The organism is Nocardia sp. CY15, from assembly GCF_009829295.1.
Lineage (GTDB): Bacteria > Actinomycetota > Actinomycetes > Mycobacteriales > Mycobacteriaceae > Nocardia > Nocardia sputi.
On record NZ_VUOT01000003.1, the window covers coordinates 186,412 to 205,225 of the forward strand.

General features: G+C 68.1%; 18 protein-coding genes and 3 tRNA genes. 10 read left to right on the plus strand and 11 right to left on the minus strand.

Translation table 11 applies throughout. The features are described from left to right. Positions 1 to 3 precede the first annotated feature (3 nt). Positions 4 to 630: a TetR/AcrR family transcriptional regulator gene (locus GVY39_RS07710; protein ID WP_159921398.1), complete on the minus strand. Its 627-nt coding sequence runs from the start codon at positions 628 to 630 to the stop codon at positions 4 to 6. 113 nt (positions 631 to 743) lie between these two features. Here GVY39_RS07710 and GVY39_RS07715 point away from each other — a divergent pair, with 113 nt between their 5' ends. Next, on the plus strand, positions 744 to 1,778 hold the full coding sequence (locus tag GVY39_RS07715) for an aldo/keto reductase (protein ID WP_159921740.1): 1,035 nt from the start codon (positions 744 to 746) through the stop codon (positions 1,776 to 1,778). A 17-nt stretch (positions 1,779 to 1,795) separates the two neighbouring features. On the opposite strand, the gene GVY39_RS07720 is transcribed toward GVY39_RS07715, so the two are convergent. The 5 genes from GVY39_RS07720 to GVY39_RS07740 all read right to left on the minus strand — a co-directional run bounded on the left by GVY39_RS07720 (position 1,796) and on the right by GVY39_RS07740 (position 8,996). Further along, complete coding sequence (locus tag GVY39_RS07720) at positions 1,796 to 2,146, minus strand: hypothetical protein (RefSeq protein WP_159921396.1); 351 nt, start codon at positions 2,144 to 2,146, stop codon at positions 1,796 to 1,798. Positions 2,147 to 2,191: 45 nt separating this feature from the next. Beyond that, positions 2,192 to 6,391 carry a bifunctional nitrate reductase/sulfite reductase flavoprotein subunit alpha gene (locus GVY39_RS07725; RefSeq protein ID WP_159921394.1) on the minus strand — a complete coding sequence of 1,400 codons (4,200 nt, stop codon included), beginning with the start codon at positions 6,389 to 6,391 and terminating at the stop codon, positions 2,192 to 2,194. Between the two features lie 115 nt (positions 6,392 to 6,506). Then, a complete protein-coding gene (locus tag GVY39_RS07730; protein WP_159921392.1) occupies positions 6,507 to 7,211 on the minus strand; it encodes a demethylmenaquinone methyltransferase in 705 nt (234 codons plus the stop codon). A gap of 74 nt (positions 7,212 to 7,285) precedes the next feature. Continuing rightward, the gene (locus tag GVY39_RS07735) at positions 7,286 to 8,428 is read right to left on the minus strand and encodes a glycosyltransferase family 1 protein (protein WP_159921390.1); all 1,143 of its coding nucleotides are present in this window, start codon (positions 8,426 to 8,428) and stop codon (positions 7,286 to 7,288) included. Between the two features lie 112 nt (positions 8,429 to 8,540). Beyond that, positions 8,541 to 8,996 carry a DUF3592 domain-containing protein gene (locus tag GVY39_RS07740; RefSeq protein ID WP_159921388.1) on the minus strand — a complete coding sequence of 152 codons (456 nt, stop codon included), beginning with the start codon at positions 8,994 to 8,996 and terminating at the stop codon, positions 8,541 to 8,543. 39 nt (positions 8,997 to 9,035) lie between these two features. On the opposite strand from GVY39_RS07740, the gene GVY39_RS07745 reads away from it, so the two are divergent. Then, positions 9,036 to 9,542: a DUF2505 domain-containing protein gene (locus tag GVY39_RS07745; RefSeq protein WP_159921386.1), complete on the plus strand. Its 507-nt coding sequence runs from the start codon at positions 9,036 to 9,038 to the stop codon at positions 9,540 to 9,542. Positions 9,543 to 9,597: 55 nt separating this feature from the next. Here the strand turns inward: GVY39_RS07745 and GVY39_RS07750 are convergent, their stop codons facing one another. From GVY39_RS07750 to GVY39_RS07760, 3 genes are read right to left on the minus strand one after another with little or no spacing between them, the layout of a single operon-like run. Then, positions 9,598 to 10,035 (minus strand): VOC family protein, encoded by a 438-nt coding sequence (locus tag GVY39_RS07750; protein WP_159921384.1) that lies wholly within the window; start codon positions 10,033 to 10,035, stop codon positions 9,598 to 9,600. 58 nt (positions 10,036 to 10,093) lie between these two features. Next, entirely contained in the window at positions 10,094 to 10,522 is a 429-nt protein-coding gene (locus tag GVY39_RS07755) for a helix-turn-helix transcriptional regulator (RefSeq protein WP_159921382.1), read from the minus strand. Between the two features lie 17 nt (positions 10,523 to 10,539). Continuing rightward, entirely contained in the window at positions 10,540 to 11,808 is a 1,269-nt protein-coding gene (locus GVY39_RS07760) for a geranylgeranyl reductase family protein (RefSeq protein WP_159921380.1), read from the minus strand. Positions 11,809 to 12,031: 223 nt separating this feature from the next. On the opposite strand from GVY39_RS07760, the gene GVY39_RS07765 reads away from it, so the two are divergent. Both GVY39_RS07765 and htpX read left to right on the plus strand, forming a co-directional pair. Further along, the gene (locus GVY39_RS07765) at positions 12,032 to 13,072 is read left to right on the plus strand and encodes a polyprenyl synthetase family protein (protein WP_159921738.1); all 1,041 of its coding nucleotides are present in this window, start codon (positions 12,032 to 12,034) and stop codon (positions 13,070 to 13,072) included. A gap of 155 nt (positions 13,073 to 13,227) precedes the next feature. Further along, positions 13,228 to 14,109, plus strand: coding sequence for a zinc metalloprotease HtpX (gene htpX, locus GVY39_RS07770; protein WP_159921378.1), 882 nt, complete (start codon positions 13,228 to 13,230; stop codon positions 14,107 to 14,109). Between the two features lie 12 nt (positions 14,110 to 14,121). On the opposite strand, the gene GVY39_RS07775 is transcribed toward htpX, so the two are convergent. Then, positions 14,122 to 14,586 (minus strand): MarR family winged helix-turn-helix transcriptional regulator, encoded by a 465-nt coding sequence (locus GVY39_RS07775; protein WP_159921376.1) that lies wholly within the window; start codon positions 14,584 to 14,586, stop codon positions 14,122 to 14,124. Positions 14,587 to 14,707: 121 nt separating this feature from the next. Here GVY39_RS07775 and GVY39_RS07780 point away from each other — a divergent pair, with 121 nt between their 5' ends. Next, positions 14,708 to 15,733: a nitroreductase/quinone reductase family protein gene (locus GVY39_RS07780; RefSeq protein ID WP_159921374.1), complete on the plus strand. Its 1,026-nt coding sequence runs from the start codon at positions 14,708 to 14,710 to the stop codon at positions 15,731 to 15,733. Here the strand turns inward: GVY39_RS07780 and GVY39_RS07785 are convergent. After that, on the minus strand, positions 15,724 to 16,215 hold the full coding sequence (locus tag GVY39_RS07785; RefSeq protein WP_159921372.1) for a YajQ family cyclic di-GMP-binding protein: 492 nt from the start codon (positions 16,213 to 16,215) through the stop codon (positions 15,724 to 15,726). The two genes, GVY39_RS07780 and GVY39_RS07785, sit on opposite strands and share 10 nt — an antisense overlap. Positions 16,216 to 16,389: 174 nt before the next feature. Between GVY39_RS07785 and GVY39_RS07790 the strand changes: the two genes are divergently transcribed. From GVY39_RS07790 to GVY39_RS07810, 5 genes are all read left to right on the plus strand, one after another. Beyond that, positions 16,390 to 16,472: transfer RNA gene (locus GVY39_RS07790), tRNA-Tyr, on the plus strand. 608 nt (positions 16,473 to 17,080) lie between these two features. Then, positions 17,081 to 17,153: transfer RNA gene (locus tag GVY39_RS07795), tRNA-Thr, on the plus strand. Between the two features lie 76 nt (positions 17,154 to 17,229). Then, positions 17,230 to 17,305 (plus strand) — tRNA-Met (locus GVY39_RS07800). 42 nt (positions 17,306 to 17,347) lie between these two features. Further along, positions 17,348 to 17,518 (plus strand): 50S ribosomal protein L33, encoded by a 171-nt coding sequence (rpmG, locus tag GVY39_RS07805; protein ID WP_011211653.1) that lies wholly within the window; start codon positions 17,348 to 17,350, stop codon positions 17,516 to 17,518. A gap of 183 nt (positions 17,519 to 17,701) precedes the next feature. Then, positions 17,702 to 18,769, plus strand: a complete 1,068-nt coding sequence (locus tag GVY39_RS07810) for a fused (3R)-hydroxyacyl-ACP dehydratase subunits HadA/HadB (protein ID WP_159921736.1) — start codon at positions 17,702 to 17,704, stop codon at positions 18,767 to 18,769. Positions 18,770 to 18,814 lie beyond the last annotated feature (45 nt).

The window sequence follows — 18,814 nt, forward strand, 5'->3', positions numbered from 1 at the left end:
GGCTCAGTGCCGTCCACCGGTGGTCACGAAGGTGCCCGCGGTGACGGCGTCGACGGCGGCCTGGGCGGCCATGTCCGCCGCGGCGTCATCGATCGGGTCGCCGCTGGCGAGCAGCCGGTAGTAGAGCGGGGCCGACACGGCGGAAAGCACCGCGCGTGCGTCGGTGTGCTCGGGCGCTTCACCTCGCGCGATGGCGGCATCCACACAGGCGGACCATTCGGTGAGCCGGACGTCGTAGAAGCGGCGCAGGGCGGACGCGGCCGACTCGTCGCACGTGGCGGCCGCGATCACGGCGCGGAAGAGCCTGCCTTGGCGGGGGTCGGAGAGTGTCTTCGCGACCAGGCGGGCGTTGGCGGTGAGATCGCCGAGTAGCGAGCCGGTGTCCACGCGTGGCAGCGACTGTTCGGCCATGCCGACCAGTAGGTCGGCGATCAGGCCGGGGGGCGTGCGCCAGCGGCGGTAGACGGTGGTCTTGCCTACTTCGGCGCGAGCCGCGACCTCGGCGAGGTCCAGATGGGCGAAGCCGCGTTCGGCCAGCAAATCGCCCGCCGCCTGGAGGACGGCCGCGCGGACCCGCGCGGTCCGTCCACCTGGTCGAACCGAGCCGGGTGTGGCGTCTTCAAGCTCCATAACGGCACTCCAGTTTCATTTAAGCGTGGACGGGTGTATCGTTCGAATCGTTAACGGAACTATAGACCCTTTAGGAGGGTGCTCCAGTGAACGATCAGACGGTGGACACGCAGATGGAGTACCGGCGGCTCGGCTCATCGGGCCTGCACGTGCCGGCCCTGAGCTTCGGGGCGGGCACCTTCGGCGGTCGGGGCGAATTGTTCGGCGCGTGGGGCGACACCGACGCCGAGCAGGCGCGACGGCTGGTCGACATCAGTCTGGACGCCGGTGTCAGCATGTTCGACACCGCCGACGTCTACTCCGACGGCGCCTCCGAGGAGGTGCTGGGCGCCGCGGTCAAGGGCAGGCGTGATCGGGTGCTGCTGTCCACCAAGGCGACACTGCCGACCGGCCCGGGTCCGCTGGACGCCGGGTCCGGCCGGGCCAGGTTGATCGGTGCGGTGGAGGGGTCGCTGCGCAGGCTCCGTACCGACTACATCGATCTGTTCCAGCTGCACGCTTTCGACGCGGGCACGCCGGTGGAGGAAGTCGTCGCGGCACTGGACGATCTGGTGCGCGCGGGCAAGATCCGCTATGTCGGCGCGTCCAACTTCGCGGGTTGGCAGTTGATGAAATCCCTTGCCACGGCGGATCGCAACGGCCTGACCAGGTACGTCGCTCACCAGGTCTACTATTCGCTGGTCGGGCGCGACTACGAGTGGGAACTCATGCCGCTGGGCCGCGACCAGGGTGTCGGCGCGGTGGTATGGAGTCCGCTGGGTTGGGGAAGGCTCACCGGCAAGATTCGTCGCGGACGGCCACTCCCGGAAGGCAGCCGCTTGCACCGGACCGCCGAGGCGGGCCCGCCGGTGGACGAGGAGAAGCTCTACGACGTGGTCGACGTCCTCGACGAGTTGGCCGCCGAGACCGGCAAGACGGTCCCGCAGATCGCCCTCAATTGGCTACTGCGCCGCCCCACCGTCTCGACCGTCATCGTGGGCGCCCGCAACGAGGAGCAGCTGCGCCAGAATCTCGGCGCCGTCGGCTGGGAACTCACCCCCGACCAGGTCGCCCGCCTGGACAAAGCCAGCGCCACCACCCCGCCCTACCCTTACTACCCGTACTACCGTCTCCCGGACTTCACCCGCCTGAACCCGCCCGCGGTGTGAACGCGGGGGAACGATCGTCAATCCGCTCCGACCGGGGTCGCGGTGGAGCCGAACTCACCGATCGTGATCACGACTGGACCGCCTACGCGGTCCATGTCGTACATCGCCTCGCCGAGGTGGGTGGACATCAAGTCCATCCACCAGTCCCAGGGGGATTCAGGCCTGCCACGCAGAGCGTCCTCCGCAACCTTCCGGTAGTAGTCCCGCAGCGTGTCCGGAGTGAATCGCATGGCGACGGGAGGAGCCAGCGCCACGCCATCGCGTTCGACGATGTACGGAATGCCTTCCCGAACCGAGATTTTCAAACCCTCCCAGTTCCCGGCGCGAACGATGGAGTCCGTCAACTCGTCGTATGTCGGCTCATCCACGGCAAGCCTTTCCTCCGTCTCAGGTGGTACTGGCGAACTGAAACATCAGTAGACGTCGCGGACGTAACGTTTTTCGGCGACGAGTTGCTTCTTGAAGGCCAGTGCGCCGTCCTCGTCGAGCTTGCCGTGGACGCGCGCGATGCGCAGCAGCGCCTCGTCGACGTCTTTGGCCATGCGGCTGGCGTCGCCGCAGACGTAGAAATGGGCGCCCTCGCGCAGCCAGGACCACAGCTCGGCGCCGTGCTCGATCATGCGGTGCTGCACGTAGATCCGCTCGCGCTGGTCGCGGGAGAAGGCCAGGTCGAGGCGGGTGAGGAAGCCGGAACGGAACATGTCCTCCAGCTCGGCGCGGTAGTAGAAGTTCTGCGCCGCATGCTGATCGCCGAAGAACAACCAGTTGCGGCCGGTGCAGCCGAGGGCCCTGCGCTCGTGCAGGAACCCGCGGAAGGGCGCGATACCCGTGCCGGGGCCGACCATGATCATCGGTGCGGTCGGGTCGGCGGGCGGACGGAAATGCGGTGCGCGCTGCAGGAAGATCGGCACCGCAGGGTCGGTGCGGTCGGCGTGCGCCCGGTCGGCGAGGAAGGTCGAGCACACTCCGCCGCGCCGCGCCGCCGAACCGGTGGCAGCGGGATCGCCGTAACGCACGATGCCGACGGTCAGCTCCACCTCGTCCGGGCTGACCAGCGGACTCGACGAGATCGAATACTGGCGCGGCTGTAGTTTCTTCAGCGTGCCGAGCCACTCCACCAGATCGGCCCGCACCGGGAAGTCGCGCAGCACGTCCACGGCCTGCCGGTCCCACAGGTAGCTCGCCAGCTCGTTGCGATTGTCCCGGCGCAGCAGTTTGGCGAGCTTGCCGTTGTGGTTGCGCTCGGCGAGGAAGCCGAGCAGATCCTGCCCGACCTTCGTGATGTCGTAATGCGTGCGCAGCGCCTCGGCCAAGGGGAGTTCGCGTTGGTCGACCTCGACGACGCGACGGCCGTCCAACCCGGTCGCGGCCAGCCATTCGGTGACCAGCGAGGTGGAATTCACCGGCCACACGCCCAGCGAATCGCCCACCTCGTAGGCCGCGTCCAGACCGCGCAGATCGAACCCGAAGCGGCGCACCTCTTTCGACGACTCCGCGGTCGACAGCAACTCGTTGCGCACGAGTGGAGCACGCAAGGGCGCCGTGCGAGTGAACGGTGTGAGTGCGCCACGGTGGCGGCCGAGCGCTGGTGCGGCGGTCGGCAACTCCATGGTCGCGACTCCACCGCCACGGGGGGTGGACCGCCTCGAGTCGGTCGCACCGTGCGCCGGAAGTGCGGTGGGGAAGTCCGGGCTCTCGGCCGGGCCGTCGCCGAACGCGGCGAGCACGTCGTCGAGCCAGCGCTGGGCCGCGTCTTCGTAGTCGGGTTCGCTGTCGACGCGCGGGAGCAGCCGGGTAGCGCCCAGTGCGGCGAATCTCTCGTCGAGTTTGCGGCCGTAGCCGCAGAAGTCGTCATAGGAGGAGTCGCCGAGGGCGAACACCGCGTACCGCACGCCGGTCAGCCGCACGGCGCCGTCGGCCAGCCGATCCCAGAAATCGGCTCCGTTGTCCGGCGGCCCGCCGTCGCCGAAGGTGCTGCTGACCACCAGCACGTCACCCTGGATCGCGCTCAGCTCGCAGGAATCCAGGTCCAGCAGGCGGGGCGCGAAGCCGTGCTCGGCGAGGTGCGCCGCGACCGTGGCGGCGAATTCCTCGGCGGTGCCGGTCTGCGAGGCCCACAGGACGGTGATCGCGTGCCCGATGTCACCCGCGTCCGTCGCGGGCGCCGAGCCCGCCGCCGCACGCGAGTACATGCCTGCCAGCAGACCGTCGACCCACAACCTGCTGTGCGCGGACATCGGCGCCGACTCCGGGAGCACCGGCTGACCCGTCACCGGAAGCGATTGCAGCGCGGCCAGATAACCGCTCAGATAGATCCGCTCGGTTTCGCTGAGCGTGGGCGCGGTGCCGCTGTCGAGACCGAGCACGGCCGCCAGCGGGTGCGCCGACTCCGTCGCGGGCAGGGCGTCGGGCGATTTCGGTCGCGGCACGGCGGCCACCCGGCGCAGCGCTATCGCGCACGCCTTGAACTCCGGTTGCAGCGAGGCCGGGTCGACCGCGTCGTTGGTGACCGCGTTGATGGTCAGGTATTCGCCTTGCTCGTCGTTCCAATGGAACGGCACGAAGCAATCTCCCTGGCGCACTCGGTCGCTGACCTGCACCGGCAGCACGGCCCGGCCCCTGCGGGAGGCGATCTCGAGCTGGTCGCCCTCGTGCAACCCGAGACGCTCGGCATCGGCCGGGTGCACCTCGGCGAACGGCTGTCCGTTCAGCTTGGTCAGCTTGTCGATCTTGCCGGTCTTGGTCATGGTGTGCCACTGATGCTGTAGGCGGCCGGTGTTCAGCAGGAACGGGTAGTCGTCGTCCGGCATCTCCTCCGGCAGCATGTGCGGCCGCGGCCAGAACACCGCGCGGCGGCTCGGCGTGGCGAAGGCCAGCCGGGGCCGGTGCCCGTTCTCGTCGACGAACAGCGTCTGGCTGACGCCGTCGTTGCGGTAGCGGATCGGATTGCGCCGCTGCTCCGGCCGCGCGCACGGCCACTGCATCGGACCGTCGCGCAGCGCCTCGTAGCTGACGCCGCGCAGGTCGTAGCCGGTCGCGGGGTTGGCGAACCGCTTGATCTCGTCGAACACCTCGGCGCTGGAGGCGAAGTCGAAGCCGGGGAACCCCATCGCGGTGGCGATATCGGCGATGATCCGCCAGTCCGGCCGCGCGTCGCCGATGGGCGGGACCGACTGTTGCAGCAGGGTGAGATTTCGTTCGGAATTCACCATCACCGCGTCGGCTTCCGCCCACAGCGTGGCCGGGAGCAGGAGGTCGGCGTAGGCGTTGGTCGCGGTTTCGGTGTAGGCGTCCTGGGCGATCACCAGTTCGGCCGCCTCGAGTCCCGCGATCACCGTCTTGCGGTTCGGCACGGTGGCCACGGGATTGGTGCAGATGATCCAGGCCGCTTTGATCTCCCCTTCGGCCAGTCCGCGGAACATCTCCACCGTGCCGGGCCCGGCTTCGGCGCGTAGCGCGCCGGGCTCGAGCTGCCACGCGGTCTCCACGAACGCGCGGTCCTCGGCGGAGAGCAGACTGCGCTGGCCGGGCAGCCCTGGGCCCATGTAGCCCATCTCCCGCCCGCCCATCGCGTTCGGCTGCCCGGTCAGCGAGAACGGCCCGCTGCCGGGACGGCAGATGGCCCCCGTGGCCAGGTGCAGGTTGCACAGCGCGTTGGTGTTCCAGGTGCCGTGCGTGGACTGGTTGAGGCCCATCGTCCACAGCGACATCCACTCGCCCGCCGCGCCGATCCACTGGGCGGCGGTCCGGATGTCGGCCTCGGACAGTCCGGTGATCTCGGCCACCCGCTGCGGCGGATAGTCGGCCAGGAACTCCGGCATCGCCTCCCAGCCTTCGGTGTGCTCGGCGATGAACTCCGCGTCGATGTCACCGTCGGCGACCAGCAGGTGCAGCAGTCCGTTCAGCAGCGCCAGATCCGTGCCGGGCGCGATCTGCAGGAAGAGGTCGGCGCGCTCGGCGGTCTCGGTGCGCCGCGGATCGACCACGATCAGCTTCGCGCCCGCCTTGAGCCGGTCGGCCATCCGCAGGAACAGGATCGGATGGCAGTCGGCCATGTTCGCGCCGATCACGAAGAACAGGTCCGCGTGCTCGAAGTCGTCGTAGGAGCCGGGCGGCCCGTCCGCACCGAGGGACTGTTTGTACCCGGTGCCCGCACTGGCCATGCACAGCCGCGAGTTCGCCTCGATGTGCACCGTGCGCAGATAGCCCTTGGCGAGCTTGGTGGCGAGGTACTGCGCTTCCAGCGACATCTGCCCGGAGACATACAGCGCGATCGCGTCCGGACCGTGCTCGTCCAGGATCGCCCGCAGCCGGGTGGCGGCCTCGTGCACGGCCTCGTCGACAGGGAACGGCACCGGGACCTGGCCGCGCTCGAAGCGCCGGTAGGCGGTTTCCATCCGCCCGGGGGTGCGCATCAGCTCGGCATGGGTCGCGCCTTTGGTGCACAGCCTGCCCGCGTTCGCCGGGTGCAACTTGTCGCCGCTGACCTTGGCGATCACCGGCTGCCCCGCGTCGTTCGAAGCGGTCCGCACCGTGATTCCACAGCCCACGCCGCAGTACGAGCACGCCGTTCGGGCGGTGCCGTCGCTGCGGCCGGTCACTGCGTCAGACATGCCTTCGATCATGCGGACCGCCGATTGCGCGGGATTTACCTCGCGTTATCGCCAGGTGACATTCCACCTCACCGCACACGAATCCGGCGGTGAGGTGTGATCAGGATCTCCGGGCTCAGCCGAGCTTGTACGCCCGGTGCAGGGCGACCACTCCTCCGGTGAGGTTGCGCCACTTCACCGACGACCACCCGTTCGCCGCGATCCGCATCGCCAGCCTGCGCTGATTCGGCCAGTCCGGGATGGATTCGGCGAGGTAGATGTACGCGTCGGGATTGCTGCTCACCACGCGCGCCACTTTGGGTAGCGCCTTCATCAGGTATTCCAGGTAGATCGTGCGGAACAGCGGGAGAACCGGTGCGGAGAACTCACAGACGACCAACCTGCCGCCGGGTTTGGTGACGCGCAGCATCTCGCGCAAGGCGAGGTCGGTGTCGGCCACATTGCGCAGCCCGAACGAGATGGTCACCGCGTCGAAGGAGTCGTCGGCGAACGGCAGCGCCATCGCGTCGGCCGCCACCATCGGCACATCGCGGAACCGGCCCGCGCTGAGCATGCCCTTGGAGAAGTCGGCCGCCAGGCACCAGGCTCCGGATTTCTGCAGCTCCAGGGTGGACACACCGGTTCCGGCGGCCAGATCGAGCAATCGCTCGCCCGGCCGCGGCGCCAGTGCCTTGCGGGTCGCCCAGCGCCAGTAGCGGTCCTGCCCCCCGGAGATCACCGTATTGGTCAGGTCGTAGCGACGGGCGACGCCGTCGAACATCGACGCGACTTCGCGCGGCTGCTTGTCCAACGAGGCCCGGTTCGATTGCGTTTTCGCCACGCCAAGACCCTAACTCGCGGTCTGTTCCGAACCGAGCGTGGCACGGGGATACTTCCGTCACGCCGAGCCGGCTCTCAGGCCGTATGCGGCAACCGAATCCGGGTACCGGTCACCTCGGCGTAGTGGCCCATCAGCTGGGTGCAGATGGCGGGCCAGGTCCGCGACAGCACCGACTTCCTGGCCGCTCCGGCGAACCGGCTCCGCAGCCGCGGATCGTGCAGCGCTGCGACGGCGCTGGGCAACAACTCGCAGAACCGGTCCACCGGCAGCAGGTAGCCGTTACGGCAGTGGGCGATCAGGTCGCGCGGACCGCCCGCGTCGGGGCCGATCACCGGGATTCCCGACGCCAGCGCCTCCTGTACGCCCTGGCAGAAGGTCTCGTGCTCGCCCGCGTGCGCCATCACGTCCAAGCTGGCGTACGCCTGTGCCAGCTCGTCACCGCCGAGCTCGCCGGTGAACACCGCGGTCGGCATGAGACGGGCCAGCCGCTGGCGTTCCGGCCCGTCGCCGACGATCACCAGCTGGATGTCGGGGTCGGCGTCGAGCACCGCGAGGCGTTCGACGTGCTTCTCCGGGGCGAGCCGCCCCACGAAGCCCACCAGCAGGCGGTCCCGGCCGCCCAGCCAGGAGTCGCGCAACTCGACGGAGCGGGCGCTCGGCGTGAACCTCGCGATGTCGACACCCCGGCCCCACCGGTGCACGCGCGGGATACCGTGCCGGACCAGGTCCTCCGCGGCGGCCCGGGACGGGGCGAGCGTGCGGGTGGCACCTTCGTGGATGCGCCGCGTCCAGCTCCAGGCGGCCCGGCTCGCCAGGCCGAGCCCGTAGCTCTTGGCAAAGCCCGCGACGTCGGTCTGGTACACCGCGACGGTCGGCAGGTCCAGCCGCAGCGCCGCGCCCAGTCCGCCCGCGCCGAGCAGGAACGGCGAGGCCAGGTGGACCACGTCGGCGTCGAAGTCGTCGATGGCCGAGACGATGCCCGGCTGCGGCAACCCGACCGGCAGCGAGCTGATCTTCGGCACCATGACCGCGGGCACCCGATGTACCGGGAAACGTTGATAGCGCCGCGGTGCGGTGGGCTGCCCGCGCGGGGTGTCCGGCGCGATGATCAGCGCATCGTGCCCGTGCCGGTCCAAGTGATCCAGCACCCGCAGCACGGAGTTGACGACGCCGTTCATATTCGGCAGGAACGACTCCGCGACGATCGCTACACGCACCTTCTCAGCGTGACGGGTGCACCGCGCCGCGCCGCCACACCGAAGTGAAGGACACGGAAAGATCCGGCGAATTGTCGGGGCCGCGACGCTGCGGGGCGGTGGCACGCTCGGATCAGGTCACCGGAGCGGGACCACGCCTGCCCGTGCGGGTGAGCAACCACAGCGCGGGGAGTGCGAGCAGCCACACCACCACGATGACCGACAGCGCGGGTGGAATGGCGACGCGCACGTCACGGCCTTCCACGCGCACCAAGTCGGGGTCGCTGCGGCTGTATTCCACGCGAATCCGCTCACCCGCGGTCAGGTTGGTCGGATACAGGACGCCGACCTTCGGATTATGCGTCTCTCCATCGGGTGTGACATACATGACCGCCGAGCGCAGCCGCCCCGCCGAGAGCACCTCGGCCGTGGTGCTGCCCTTGTCGGAGCTGATCAGGTAGTCGTTGCGCCAAGCGGCCAGCACCAGCAGCCCGACGAGCACGCTCACCGCCGTCGCGGCGATCAGCACCCCGATCCTGGCCCGCCGCAGGCGGATCGGCCGCCCACTGGACCGACTGGTTTCCGACACCGCCACAGGCTACCGAGCGGCTCGGCTACGGTGACGGCCATGTCCCGAAAATTCAGCTTCACCGTGCCTTACACCGTCCCGGTCGAAGATCTCCACCGGGCACTCACCACCGATGACGTCTGGCGGGCTCGCTTCGCCGACGCCCCGACCGCGACGTTGGAGCTGTCGCATCCGGACGGGGCGGGCACCATCCGCATCCACATGACCGAGAAGGCCGCGCAGGACAAGGTACCGGCGCTGGTGCGCAAGGTCCTCAAGAGCGAGCTCACCTTCGATCGCACCGACAACTGGCAGCCGCTGGTCGGCGAGGTGGCCAAGGGCGCCTTCGAGGCCAGCACCGGCGGCATCAATACCGTGATGTCCGGCACCTACGAGATCCGCTCCACAGCGGAAGGTTCCGAGATCGAGGTCGTTGGCACCGTTCAGGTGAAGGTGCCACTGGTCGGCGGCGCGATCGAGCCGCTCGCCGAACAGTTGCACCACCGGGTGCTCAACAGCGAGCGCAAATTCATCGAGGAATGGCTGTCCGCGAAGCCGACCGCCTGAGCGTGCGAGTTGCCCCGGCGTGCGCCGGGGCAACTTCCCTTCGCCCTAGGCACCTCTAGGCGAAGTCCTTTGGCGAGTACTCCTTCGGCTCCATCAGCACCAGCCAGTTCCCGGAGTTGTCCCGGATGATCGCCTCGGTCCCGTAGGGCCGCTCGGCGGGCGGCTGAACGAACTCCACACCCTTGGCGGTGAGTTCTTCGAAGGTCTTCTGGCAGTTCTCGGTCCGCAAGCCGAGCGAACCGTGCGTACCGTTGGCGAGCGCGCGCCGGACGGCGTCGGCGTAGTGCTCGTCCAGCGGCGGGCCCGGGAGCATCAGCGTGATCTCCAGCTCCGGCTGCGCGGGATGCGCGACGGTGACCCAGCGGAAACCGTTGTCGCCCATCGTGACATCGCTGGTCTCGACGAAGCCGAGCTTGTCGACATACCACTGTTTTGCTGCGTCCTGGTCCGTGACATACACCGTGACCAGGGAAACGTTCGTAATCGTCGTCATGCGGCCCAGGCTATGGCGCGCGCCTCGCCGCGGGCTTCTCCGAAATTGCGCCGTTTGCTCAGCCGGTCCGCTTGCGGTCCGACAGCCCGTGCATGAAGACGAAACAACCGGGGATGCGCGGAGCGCCGTCGGCGAACTTCGCTTGATACTCCGATGGCGTGACCCCGACCAGCTGGCGGAACTTGCTGCTGAACGAGCCGAGACTGCTGTAACCGACCACCATGCACACCTCGGTGACCGTGAGGTTGGTCGCCCGGAGCAGATCCTGCGCGCGTTCGATGCGCCGCTCGGCCAGGTAGGCGGCGGGGGTGAGGCCGTAGACCGCGGCGAACGCGCGCAAGAAGTGGTATTTCGACACCCCGGCGGCCGCCGCCAGCTCGTCCAGATCGAGCGGGTCGGCGTAACGCCGGTCCGCCAGGTCCCTGGCTCGGCGCAGATGCGGGAGCAGAGACAGCGCGGGCAATCCGCGGGCTCGTTGTTCGCCCATCGCGCCGGCCACCGTCCCTATCCGAACGGCTGGCGTTCGTCGAAGCGCAGCGACGCCCGGCCCGCCATCCGCCAGGCCCGCGCGGTCAGGTCGACGTCCTCGTCGGTCACCAGGTTGCCCATCACCCGGACGGCCGTGCGCTGCAAATACTTCGAGCGCATCACGGGGGGACCACCCAGCGGCACCATGCGCGGGTGGGTGGCCAGTCCGGCGATCCGCCGGGCCACGGAGAACGTGCGTCCGTAGCGGGCGCGCAGCACCTGCGGCCAGACCGCGGTGAAGTCGGGCTCGTCCAGCAGGTCGGCCAGCATGTGACCGCCCTCCAAGCCGTAATCGATACCCTCGCCGTTGAGCGGGTTCACGCAGCCGGCGGCGTCACCGATCAGGACCCAGTTGCGTCCGGCCACGTTCGAGACCGCGCCACCCATCGGAAGCAGGGCCGACGCCACCGCGCGCAGCGAGCCCTCGAACTGCCATTCCTCGCTGCGCAGCGCGGTGTAGTGCCCCAGCAGCGGTTTCAACGCGATGTGCGAGGGCCGCCGCTCCGTGGCCAGCGACCCGACGCCGATGTTCACCTCACCGTTGCCGAGCGGGAACACCCAGCCGTAGCCGGGAACCAGCTCGCCCGCGGCGTCGCGCAACTCCAGATGCGAAGTGATCCATTGGTCGTCGCTGCGGCCGGACTTGATGTAGGCGCGCGCCGCGGTGCCGTACGCGTACTGCCGATGCCAGGTGCGCCCGAGCAGCCGCCCGATCGGTGAACGCACTCCGTCGGCGACCACCAGCGTCCGGCAAGCGATCGTCCGAGTGCCGTCGGCCGTGCGCACCGTCACACCGGTGACCCGGTCGCCGTCACGGGTGATGTCGACCACTTTCGTCCCGTCCACCATGCGCGCGCCGGACTTCACCGCCGTCTCGCGCAGCTTGTCGTCGAGTTCGGTACGGGGGACCGCGCTGCCGTACGTCGGGAAGGAACCGCCCGGCCAGCTCAGCAGCGCCTCGCGGCCGAAGCCGGTCATCCGGAGGCCGTGGTTGACGATGTGCGCGCGCACCCACTCGCCGAGACCGAGTTGCTCCAGTTCGGCGGTCGCGCGCGGGGTGAGCCCGTCACCGCAGGTCTTGTCCCTGGGAAAAACGGCGGAATCGACGAGCACCACGTCCCGTCCCGCCCGCGCCGCCCATGCCGCCGACGCCGATCCGGCCGGGCCCGCGCCGACGACCAGCACCTCGGCCCGGCTGGGCAACGCGTCCTCGTCGCTCGCGGGACTCGCTTCCGGTGAACCCATGCGGTCCATACTCGCAGGGCCGTCTCTTCCGTGTCGACGGCGGTCGCGCTCGCGCCGTGGACGGTCACGAGCGACGCGGTGCGGCGGTGGCCGATCCACCACAGAGTGACGGTGTTCATGGGCCATCCGACGGGGACACGCTAGGTTCTCTACCGTGGGGTCGGACGCATCGCTGGGAGAAGAAATGAGCACATCGGCCATGAGCGAGCGCAGCGAGCGAATCATGGGCACGGCGCACGGCGGGCACAGCGAAGCCGGGAGCGACGTGAGCACGGTCGTGGCCGGGGTCGACCTCGGTGACCCCCGGCTCGCGGACACGGTGCGCGACGGCCTTGCCGACGTGGAGAAACTCCTGGTCGACGAGCTCTCCGACGGTGCGAAATTCCTCCAGGAGGCCGCGCTGCACCTGGCCAAGGCCGGCGGTAAACGTTTCCGTCCGCTCTTCACCATCCTCACCGGCCAGCTCGGCCCGCGCCCCACCGATCCCGCTCTGATCACCGCGGGCACCGTCGTCGAACTCGTCCACCTGGCCACGCTGTACCACGACGACGTGATGGACGAGGCCCCGATGCGCCGCGGCGCTCCGAGCGTCAACTCGCGGTGGGGGAACAACATCGCCATCCTCGCGGGCGACTACTTGTTCGCGCACGCGTCCCGGCTCACCTCCACCCTCGGCCCCGACGCGGTGCGCATCATCGCCGAGACCTTCGCCGAACTCGTCACCGGTCAGATGCGCGAGACCATGGGCGCACGCGGATCCCAGGATCCGGTCGAGCACTACTTGCGTGTGGTGTGGGAGAAGACCGGTTCGCTCATCGCCGCCGCGGGCCGATTCGGCGGCACCTTCTCCGGCGCGGACCCCGAGCACGTCGAGCGGCTGGCCCGCCTCGGCGACGCGGTCGGCACCGCTTTCCAGATCTCCGACGACATCATCGACATCTCCTCCGCCTCCGAGCAGTCCGGCAAGACCCCGGGCACCGACCTGCGCGAAGGCGTGCACACCCTGCCGGTGCTGTACGCGCTGCGCGAAGACGGCGCCGCGGGCGACCGCCTGCGCAAACTGCTGGCCCGTCCGCTGGAAACCGACGAGGAGGTCGCGGAGGCGCTCGATCTGCTGGCCGATTCCCGCGGCATGGTGCTGGCGAAGGAGAAGCTGCAGGGCTACGCCGATCTCGCCTATGCCGAGCTGTCCGCGCTCCCGGACGGCCCCGCCAACGACGCCCTCGAGCGGCTGGTCCGGTACACCATCGAACGCGTGGGGTGATCCGCGCGTCGAAGAACGGTCCCATGCGGGCGCGGAGTGATTTCCTCGGGCTGGTTTCGGCGCGGTGGGGGATTCACCGGAACTTTGCCTGCGGCTTCTATCGTTGACCTGCTGTCAGGCGACTCGGTGAACGGGGGAGCGGGCAAGGGAGACACATGCACGGACACGGGCTTGCGAACGGGCTGAAGACCTTCGGGCTGATGGTGGGCCTGTCGGCCATGATCGTGTTCATCGGCGCGCTGTTCCGCAATCCGACGATCCTGGTCATCGCCATCCTGCTCGCGGTGGGCATGAACGCCTACGCGTACTTCAACAGCGACAAGATCGCGTTGAAGACAATGCACGCCCAGCCGGTCAGCGAGCTGGAGGCTCCGGTCATGTACCGGATCGTGCGTGAACTGGCCACCACCGCGCGCCAGCCGATGCCGAGGCTGTACATCAGCCCGACGAACGCGCCCAACGCCTTCGCCACCGGACGCAGTCCCCGCCATGCCGCTGTCTGTTGCACCAGCGGCATCCTGCAGATTCTCGAGGAGCGGGAATTGCGGGCCGTGCTCGGTCACGAACTTTCGCACGTCTACAACCGCGACATCCTGATCTCCTCCATCGCGGGCGCGCTTGCCGCGGTCATCTCGGGCGTGGCCAATCTGGCCTTCTACCTGTCGATGTTCGGCGGCAACCGCAACGGGGAGGGCCCGAACCTGCTTGCCGTGCTGCTGGTGTCGCTGCTCGGCCCGATCGCCGCGACGTTGATCAAGCTCGCGGTATCGCGCTCGCGCGAATTCCAGGCCGACCAGTCCGGCGCCGAACTCACCGGCGACCCGCTGGCTCTCGCGTCGGCGCTGCGGAAGATCGAGCGTGGCGTGCACACCGCTCCGCTTCCGCCCGAGCCACGGCTGGCGGCGCAGTCGCACCTGATGATCGCCAACCCGTTCCGTCCGGGCGAGAAGGTCGCCCGCTGGTTCTCCACACACCCGTCGATGAACGAGCGCATTGCCCGGCTGGAGGAGATGGCGGGCGGCCCGCGCCGGTACTGAGTCCCGGCGGCCTCAATCGTCCGAGGCCAGCTGGTCCTCGTAAGCGCGGAACGTGTCGACGAACAATTTCCGCTGCTCCGCCGTCAGGGGCTCGAGCACCGTACGCCAGGCCCGGGCGCTGCGACCGAGCCATTCCCGCACGGATTGCTCGTGGGCGGGCGCGATGGCGACGATGGTGCGCCTCCGATCGTCCGGGTCCGCGCCGCGGTCGAGCACACCCTGCTTGCTGAGTTCGCCGACCATCAGGCTCACCGTCGTCGGAGCCACTTCCAGGCGGGCGGCCAGATCCGTCACCGTGGTCGGGCCGTCGAAGACCAGGTTGGCCAGCAGCGACAGGTGCCGGGGCGCCAGCGAGAACGATTCCAGTTCCTTCGGAACGCCCAGCTTCTTGGCCCGCCCCACGACGCGCGGCATGAGTAGCAGCAGCGTGCGGATGCCCTCGTCCACGCCCAGTCCGGCCCGCTCCTCGGTTGACATGCGGCCCACCTCCCAATAACCTTTGACTACAAAACATATTTGCTTGCAAAGCAAATATTGACTTCGGCATCAGGTTATAGCCAGCGGTCACGGCAGGTGAGCCGCGGAAGGGATATCGGACATGACCGATCCGGAGATCAGGCCAGAGAATTTCAACCGGGCGATCATCGCGGAGTTCCGCGCGAACGCGGGCAAGGTCGGCGGGATGTTCGAGGGGGCGTCCCTGCTCCTGCTCACCACCGCCGGATCGAAGACGGGACGGAGGCACACCGTACCGGTCGTCTACCGCCCGGATGGTGACCGTGTGCTGGTGTTCGGATCCAATGCGGGCGCCGACAACCATCCCGCCTGGTTCCACAATGTGCGGGCGAATCCGGAGGTGACCGTCGAGATCGGCGAGGGTGAGCGAATCCGGACCTACACCGCGAGCGCCCGAGTTCTCGAGGGCGCCGAGCGAGACCGTCACTATGCCGCTCAGGCAAGCGACGAGCCGGCGTTCGCCGCCTATCGAGCGGCGACCGACCGGACTATCCCCGTCGTCGCTCTGGAGCCGCTCGAGCGGCGCGAACTCGAGAGGCGCCGCTTCCTGATGGGAACAGGCGCTGTCGCTACCGTAGCGGCCGGCGTCGCGGGCACGATGGCGTCGGCCGACTCGCCTGGAGTGGCCGCACCCGCGCAACAGCGCGCCGCGGCCGTTGGCGACCACCTGCGTCAGGTCCATGCCCAGCTGCGCCGCGACCTCACCGAAATTCGAGCGAGCCTCGCGGAGTATGTGCGTGCACCGGACGTCGCGGCCCAACCAACTCCGCCGCGGGATCTGCGCGCCCACTGCCTGGCGTTCTGTGGTGCGCTCGGTGAACATCACACCGGCGAGGACGGGGTCTTTCCCGCCCTGGTGCGGCTGCATCCCGAACTCGCGCCGGTGGTCGACCGGCTGAGCCGCGAACACGGTGTGGTCGCCACCGCGCTGACCGAACTACGGACACTTCTCGACCCGCCGCACCTGGGCGACCCCGCGCGGCTGCGCACGGAATTCGAACGCCTCGCGACGGAACTGGAAACCCACTTCACCTACGAGGAGGACACCCTCGTGGACACGCTCAACGCGACCGACCCGGCCGCGCTCCGGTCCGGCGGTCAGCGGTAGTTGACGAACTGCAGCGCGATCCCGAAATCCTCGCTCTTCAGCAGGGTGATCACGGCCTGCAGATCGTCGCGCTTCTTGCTGCTCACCCGCAGCTCGTCCCCTTGGATCTGCGCCTTCACGCCCTTGGGGCCCTCGTCCCGGATCTTCTTGGAGATCTTCTTCGCGTGCTCGGAGTCGATGCCCTGCACCAGTGAACCTGTGATCTTGTACACCTTGCCGGAGGAGACCGGCTCGCCCGCGTCGAACGCCTTCAGCGAGATGTCGCGGCGGATCAGCTTCTCCTTGAACACCTCCAGCGCGGCCTTGACGCGCTCTTCCGCCTCCGCGGTGAGCACGATCTTGTCCTCGCCCGACCATTCGATCGACGCGCCGGTGCCGCGGAAGTCGTAGCGGGTGTTGAGTTCCTTCTCCGCCTGATGCAGGGCGTTGTCGACCTCCTGCCGGTCGACCTTGCTCACAACATCGAAAGACGAATCAGCCACGCTGCGCTCCTGTTCTGACGGTCCGACGGGTGAGCTGAACCCTCTGCTTCCAGCCACCGTCAGTTCTACCCGGAGACCCGAGGGTAGTCGGGTCGCACGGCCGATAGCCAGCCGGTTTGCATTCAGGGTGCGGGTTCGATGTATTCTGCTCAGCGCGCGAAAGAATGCGCGAACGGCAGGTTGCCCGAGCGGCCAATGGGAGCAGACTGTAAATCTGTCGGTGAAAGCCTACGTAGGTTCGAATCCTACACCTGCCACTCCGCTCACTGAGCGAGCCCTGTACGCAGAAAGCGCGTACAGGGCTCGCTTCGTAATGTCTTGTGAAGGTGCAACCCCCACGCCCCGCCCGGCGGGCTTCGCCCCCCGGACCCGCTTGTCGTGGTTGCGTTGGGGGGTGTGCGGTTTGTGGGGAAGCTGACAACGGAGTGATTTCGTGCTCCGGGGATCGGAGCCTTCGGTCCGTGCTCCAGGAGATCTGATCGACGTTGGTCTCGCTCCAATTCACGGCTCTGCGTTCCGTCGCTCGACATGATCCGGGACAACGCGCCCACCGCCGGATCGGCAGGTTGTCGGCGCTTGCCCTCGAGCGGGTCTGCGTGGACGCGGCAATTCGGCGCGGGTATTTGCCGCCCTCACTCGCTCGACCTGATGGAACCGTCCGCTATCGTCGCCTCGCGTGGCGCGACTTCTACGAGCGCTTTCGTGCCCGAATGCGAGCCGCAAACGGGCCCTGGACGATGGAATCCGCGCGTAAAACACCCCTCTGACCACGCGGTTTGGTGGTGGGAGCTGGGAGTGTGTAACCTCGTTCAAGACTTCACCGCGCTGAGGTCGAGTGTTCGGGGCTCGGTGCGGAAGTAGTCATGCCCCCTTAGCTCAGTCGGCAGAGCGTTTCCATGGTAAGGAAAAGGTCAACGGTTCGATTCCGTTAGGGGGCTCGCCGGATTGCCGGTGGTGACCGACTCGGCATCGCTCCCGTAGTGCGGGCTCGGCACCATGGCAATGCGACGCCGTGGCGGTGTAGCTCAGTCGGTAGAGCAAACGACTCATAATCGTTGTGTCGCCGGTTCAAGTCCGGCCATCGCTACCACAACCGATACAAGCCCATCAGGTACCGGAAAGAAGGCATATCGTGGCCGCGAAGTCCACCGATGTCCGGCCAAAGATCACCTTGGCCTGCGAGCAGTGCAAGCACCGCAACTACATCACCAAGAAGAACCGGCGCAACGACCCGGATCGTCTGGAGCTGAAGAAGTTCTGCCCGAACTGCGGCACACACCGGGCGCACCGCGAATCCCGCTAGTCCTCCGCGCGTGAACTACCGCGTGGTGTAGCGCCGGGAGTCGCATCCCGGTATCTCGGGCCGTGGCACCGCGAGGGCCGGACAGTTGTCCGGCCCTGACGCATTTTCACGGTGCGGGTGCGGTGGTGAACGCTCCGCCGACTCCGGGCGACGGGGTCAGATAGGTACAGTCCTCCCGTGACAATCAACACCGGTACAGACGAAGCGGTCCAGACGGGCGAGGCGCTCGACCCCGCGGCGAACGCCGCGGCGATGGTCGGTCACCACTATCGCGTCGACGACTACTACGAGGTCGGCCGCGAGAAGGTGCGTGAATACGCCCGCGCCGTGCAGGACTACCACCCGGTGCACTGGGACGAGGACGTGGCGCAGGAGTACGGGTACGACAACCTGCTCGCGCCGGTCACCTTCATCTCCCTGGTCGGGATCCTGGCCCAGCGCAAGCTGTTCGAGCAGGTCGTCACCGGTTACGACCTCAGCCAGATCATGCAGACCGACCAGATCCTCGAGTTTCATCGCCCGATCAAGGTCGGCGACCAGCTCACCTGCGACGTCTACCTGCATTCGTTCCGCCAGGCCTTCGGCGGCGACATCATGGTCACCAAGAACATCGTCACCGCGCAGAACGACGAGCTGGTACTCACCACCTACACCACCCTGGTCGGCCGCAGCGGCGCCGATATCGACCCCAACCTGAACGCCGCGGTCCGCAACGTGCTCATGCACGGCATCGGTGAGGAAGCGCCGGGACACAGCCCGCGCAGCACGCCCGTCGTGACCCAGGCGCCCTCGCCGGTCGCGCAAGTGCCGGAGGCGGTGCGCACCAAGCACGCCATCCGCTTCGAGGACGTCTCGGTCGGGGACGAGCTGCCGGCGCGTATCGTCCGGCTCACTCGCGGCGATCTGGTGAACTACGCCGGTGTCTCCGGCGACGCCAACCCGATCCACTGGAGCGACGAGGTCGTTAAGCTGGTCGGCTTGGACAACGTCGTCGCGCACGGCATGCTCACCATGGGTCTCGGTGGCGGGTTCGTCACCTCTTGGCTCGGTGATCCCGGCGCGATCAAGGAGTACAACGTCCGCTTCACCAGCCCGGTCTACGTGGGCACCGACGAGGCCGCCGAGGTCGAGTACACCGGTAAGGTGAAATCGGTCGATCCGGAGTCGAAAACCGCAGTCGTCGCCATCGTGGCGAAGGCGGCGGGAAAGAAGATCTTCGGCCGCGCCACCGCCACGGTGCAGCTGGCCTGACCAGCTACAGCGACCCTGATTGGCTAATGGCGCGCACGGTAACGT

What these genes read in the sequence shown, in the direction of transcription:
- GVY39_RS07710 (WP_159921398.1), bottom strand. Translation starts at nt 630, where the DNA reads ATGGAGCTTGAAGACGCCACACCCGGCTCGGTTCGACCAGGTGGACGG.
- GVY39_RS07715 (WP_159921740.1), top strand. Translation starts at nt 744, where the DNA reads ATGGAGTACCGGCGGCTCGGCTCATCGGGCCTGCACGTGCCGGCCCTG.
- GVY39_RS07725 (WP_159921394.1), bottom strand. Translation starts at nt 6,391, where the DNA reads ATGTCTGACGCAGTGACCGGCCGCAGCGACGGCACCGCCCGAACGGCG.
- GVY39_RS07745 (WP_159921386.1), top strand. Translation starts at nt 9,036, where the DNA reads ATGTCCCGAAAATTCAGCTTCACCGTGCCTTACACCGTCCCGGTCGAA.
- GVY39_RS07750 (WP_159921384.1), bottom strand. Translation starts at nt 10,035, where the DNA reads ATGACGACGATTACGAACGTTTCCCTGGTCACGGTGTATGTCACGGAC.
- GVY39_RS07755 (WP_159921382.1), bottom strand. Translation starts at nt 10,522, where the DNA reads ATGGGCGAACAACGAGCCCGCGGATTGCCCGCGCTGTCTCTGCTCCCG.
- GVY39_RS07760 (WP_159921380.1), bottom strand. Translation starts at nt 11,808, where the DNA reads ATGGGTTCACCGGAAGCGAGTCCCGCGAGCGACGAGGACGCGTTGCCC.
- GVY39_RS07765 (WP_159921738.1), top strand. Translation starts at nt 12,032, where the DNA reads ATGGGCACGGCGCACGGCGGGCACAGCGAAGCCGGGAGCGACGTGAGC.
- htpX (WP_159921378.1), top strand. Translation starts at nt 13,228, where the DNA reads ATGCACGGACACGGGCTTGCGAACGGGCTGAAGACCTTCGGGCTGATG.
- GVY39_RS07775 (WP_159921376.1), bottom strand. Translation starts at nt 14,586, where the DNA reads ATGTCAACCGAGGAGCGGGCCGGACTGGGCGTGGACGAGGGCATCCGC.
- GVY39_RS07780 (WP_159921374.1), top strand. Translation starts at nt 14,708, where the DNA reads ATGACCGATCCGGAGATCAGGCCAGAGAATTTCAACCGGGCGATCATC.